Below are 3,521 nucleotides of genomic sequence, written 5' to 3'. Positions count from 1 at the left end.
CCCATAAGTGTTCACGTGTCCGCCTCCTTCTAAGCGGACAGATGTTCACTACCGAGGCACGGTCAGATCAACATGTGTTCCCTGGCTGCTTACGGTTCTGGACAGAGAGTTCACTTCCTTCTGGACAGGTTGACCAGTGCTGTCAGAGCGAGGTATTCAGCACTACTCAGCGCATCGAGCCTGTTCGATGCCCTGCACGCGAGCTCGGCAAGCTCGTCAGCGTAGCAACCCCCTTCAAGATCTAGAAACTGAAGCACTGCAGCCTTCAATCAGAGGTCAGACATTGGGTGCGGGTGCTAGGCGTGGTTGGCACTTAAGTCGGAGGCGTCCGATTCGCCGCCTTCGATTAAACTGGTCCTGCCTAGGGTCAGAAAAGGCAGGCCCCTCGAGCGCCGGCTCGAGAAATGGACAGCACGCTCCAGCCGCGTTCCTCTACGCACACGCGTAGAGGTGTTAACACACGCGTCAAAAATGAGGTGCGCCATGTCTAAATCCACACTGCCTTTCGATTTCAACGACGGTTTCAGTACCGATGCGCTCGCATACGGACTGGATGACTTCTATTTCCTCCAGGCCGGATCCCCGGGGCGAAGCCTGATGCTGCGGCGATCACCTCACCCGCTACCTGGGCCTGCGGAGTTCTCCATCTCGGACCCTATGCACGTCGCCTCCATGGCGATGTATGGGGCAATCTTGCTTCCGTTCAACAAGGCCGATGCACTAAGGGCCATTGATGAGGATGGCGCGTTCACTCGTCGCGTCGACGCACGGCTCACTAGCCTCCAGCGGTTGATCGAAGCGCGTCAAGACGAACTGCTTCCCTTTGGCTACAGGGTGATGTTCACTCCACCGAGCCGGGGATCGAAGTCGGAGGAGGAGGCGCCTCCTGGCACCGTCTCTCGCGCGGACTTCAAGTTGCCGGCGCCGCCCGAAGTGGCCCAGTTGCTGGATGAGTACGAGAGGGCTGAGGCTTACATCGAAAGCAAGCCCTCGGGCCGAATGAATCGGTACGCGGCGGAGTTTCTCCACTCTGACATCGCAAAGCTCCTTCGCTTTGTCGAGCAAGTCGACGCGGTCGCCGCAAGCTGGGGATTCGTGGATTATCGGACGTTGGTCCAGCCCGACCGGTTCATCGCGCGGCTGCTGGAGGCGCCCACCGCGAGCGACGCACATGCACGCGCGTTGCATTCGGTGAGCGCGCATCGCGACTTCTTCCGTACTCGACCTCCCATCGAGACCGCGTTGTTTGCGCGTGCCATGGCCGGCGAGTTTGAAGACTTCAGCTTTGAGATCCCTCCCGAAGGGTTGACCTTGGTTTACCGAGAGGGAGCCGAAGTCCGTCGGGAACTACTGGCCGACAGCTACCTGGATGCCTTTGGCGTCCTGAGGGCTTCCGGCGCACTGCGGTTCTGACGGAGGCGAGTGATGAGGAAGATGCGATGCCGCGAATGCGGTGGGCGCGGACACGACTTCATGCAGACGTGCCCGGACTGCAATGGGACGGGCGCCGCGCCTACTGAAGAGAACGCGCTGGGCCAGTGCCATAGGTGCTACGGAGACGGAGAAATCCAGGTCGACGAATGCAATCGCTGTCTTGGTACTGGTGCCGCGCAGCCGGATCAATAGAAGGTGAGTACCTGGGGCGGACCGGACCTCGAAGTCTGAGCCTCCCCTAGGCCAGCGAGGTCAATGGCCTCGCTGGACTCCCCCGCCACAAGCCCAGTTCTTGGTTCGCCCTTGCACGGGCAGGAGGCGGTGAAAGCTGCAGTCCGTAAGGACGGCCGGGCCACTCGGTTGCGCATCGGCAGCCATTCCACGGACGTACGCCGCACAAGTTCCTCGTAGGTGATCGGCCTGGACGGCCGCTCATCGTCGCGGTTGGCCTGCCAGTGGACCCAGGTCTGCCCAGTACGCGCGTCGTGGACCAGTTTGAAGAGGTGACTGGGAACACCTACCCCATTGGGGCCGACCCGCTCAGCAGCTCCCCCAAAGACGGCGCCGGTCACCACGTAGACATCCCCCTTGGCGCGTTGGACGTACTTGCGCGTGTCCTGCTCGATCTTCGACCAGGCGCCGGAGTTGTGCCGGATCGACTGCGGGACCATATTGGCCAGCGAGAACGACTGGGCCATGGCATCTTCCGTCGCCATGTCGCCTGATGCCGCCATGTGCCCACGCGAGTAGCCGGACCGCTTGTAGTCGTCGAGCTCTTCGCGCTCAGATCGCGGCAGGCGACCATCGGCAAAAAACCGATCCGACCGCTGTCGCTTGATGCCGCCGAGGGCCTGCTTGTTCAAACGCTGGGCCGCGTAGATGGGCGTCCTGGTCGCACCACTGTGCAACACGGCGAAGCCATCAAAGCAGAGCTCTCGAAGCTGCGCCCGCGCCGGCATCGCAGGCGGCTTCTGCCCCAGGAAAAACTGCGGGCATCGCGCGAACGATGTCGGCAGCCCAGTTGCTTCGAACGAGGAGGCAAACGCAATCGCCCAGGCCGGCAACGCAACGATCAGGCTCGCGAGAAGCTGGAGCCGACTGGAAAATCCGCGCACGAGGACAGGAGAGAGTTCATGGTGCGCGCATTGAACCACCCCCTGGATCAGCGACCCGCTTTCACCCTACGGACGGGCGATGCTGTCGATCAGGTCACTTGGCGATCAGCAGGTCCTCGGCGGTCTTGCCCGCCGCGAGTGCATCCTTGAACCAGTTCGGCCGCTTGCCCACACCCGACCACGTGCGACCCGTATCGTCGGTGTACTTGGCCACGCTGGCGACCTTGGCCTTGCGCACCTTCTTCGCTGGCGCAGCAGGCGTGTGCGCCTTGTTTACGGGCGCAACCACTTTCGCCGCAGCACGGCCGCGCTTCACGTGTGTCGCACCAAACAACTCATCTGGCGTGATGCCGTAATGGGCAATTGCTTCCTTGATTCGCGCCACGACCCCGGCCTTCTCCTTCAAGCGCAAGCTGTCTGCTTGCGACTGCAGTTTCGAGATCTGGTTCAGGAGCGTTTGCAGCTTGGTTGCCATGAGATTTCCATCGAGAAGGAACGCAGCGCATTCTTGCCGAACCTCGGCCAGCCACCTTGACGTTCAGAACGAGGCTCGCGTGAATGAGGCAATCGCAAAGCTTGATCACTCGCATCGTTGTCGCGCATCGCCCCGACACGACTGCGCTGGCAGACCGGGTCGTTCTTATCGACGGTGGTCAAATCGTGGCAGATGAGCGCCGCCGTCCGTACCAAGTCGAAACCTCCAAGGAGGCACTACGTGGCTGAACTTCGAACGGCCCTGGCCGGCTTTCTTGCGCTTTCAGCTCTTTCAGCTCTTGCGGCTCAAGCAACTACGCCCGCGCAGCCGGCCTCATGCTGGCCGCTTGCAAGTCTGCGAGCCATGAAGGATGTCGGCGAAGCAGTCCGAGCCATGTATCCCTGAATCGCCCCGGATTTCCTAGACACCCGTGAGCCGTTGGGAATGGCGTCGTTCGAACTCGACCGGCGAAGTGTCGCCGGCGGTGCCGTGGCGCC

At 61.7% G+C, this 3,521-nt stretch carries 3 protein-coding genes; 1 reads left to right on the top strand and 2 read right to left on the bottom strand.

The window, feature by feature from the left end; all coding sequences use genetic code 11:
• Positions 1–483 precede the first annotated feature (483 nt).
• Entirely contained in the window at positions 484–1,413 is a 930-nt protein-coding gene (locus tag J2X21_RS27105; RefSeq protein ID WP_310333277.1) for a hypothetical protein, read from the top strand.
• 206 nt (positions 1,414–1,619) lie between these two features.
• On the opposite strand, the gene J2X21_RS27100 is transcribed toward J2X21_RS27105, so the two are convergent.
• Together J2X21_RS27100 and J2X21_RS27095 are read right to left on the bottom strand one after the other, a co-directional pair.
• Positions 1,620–2,549, bottom strand: a complete 930-nt coding sequence (locus J2X21_RS27100; RefSeq protein ID WP_310333276.1) for a DNA/RNA non-specific endonuclease — start codon at positions 2,547–2,549, stop codon at positions 1,620–1,622.
• Positions 2,550–2,643: 94 nt separating this feature from the next.
• The gene (locus J2X21_RS27095) at positions 2,644–3,024 is read right to left on the bottom strand and encodes an H-NS histone family protein (RefSeq protein ID WP_310333274.1); all 381 of its coding nucleotides are present in this window, start codon (positions 3,022–3,024) and stop codon (positions 2,644–2,646) included.
• Between the last annotated feature and the right edge of the window lie 497 nt (positions 3,025–3,521).

Source organism: Roseateles asaccharophilus (assembly GCF_031458115.1).
Taxonomy (GTDB): domain Bacteria; phylum Pseudomonadota; class Gammaproteobacteria; order Burkholderiales; family Burkholderiaceae_C; genus Pelomonas; species Pelomonas asaccharophilus_A.
Note: the sequence above shows the minus strand (reverse complement) of the source record. Positions and strands in the feature narration are given on the sequence as shown.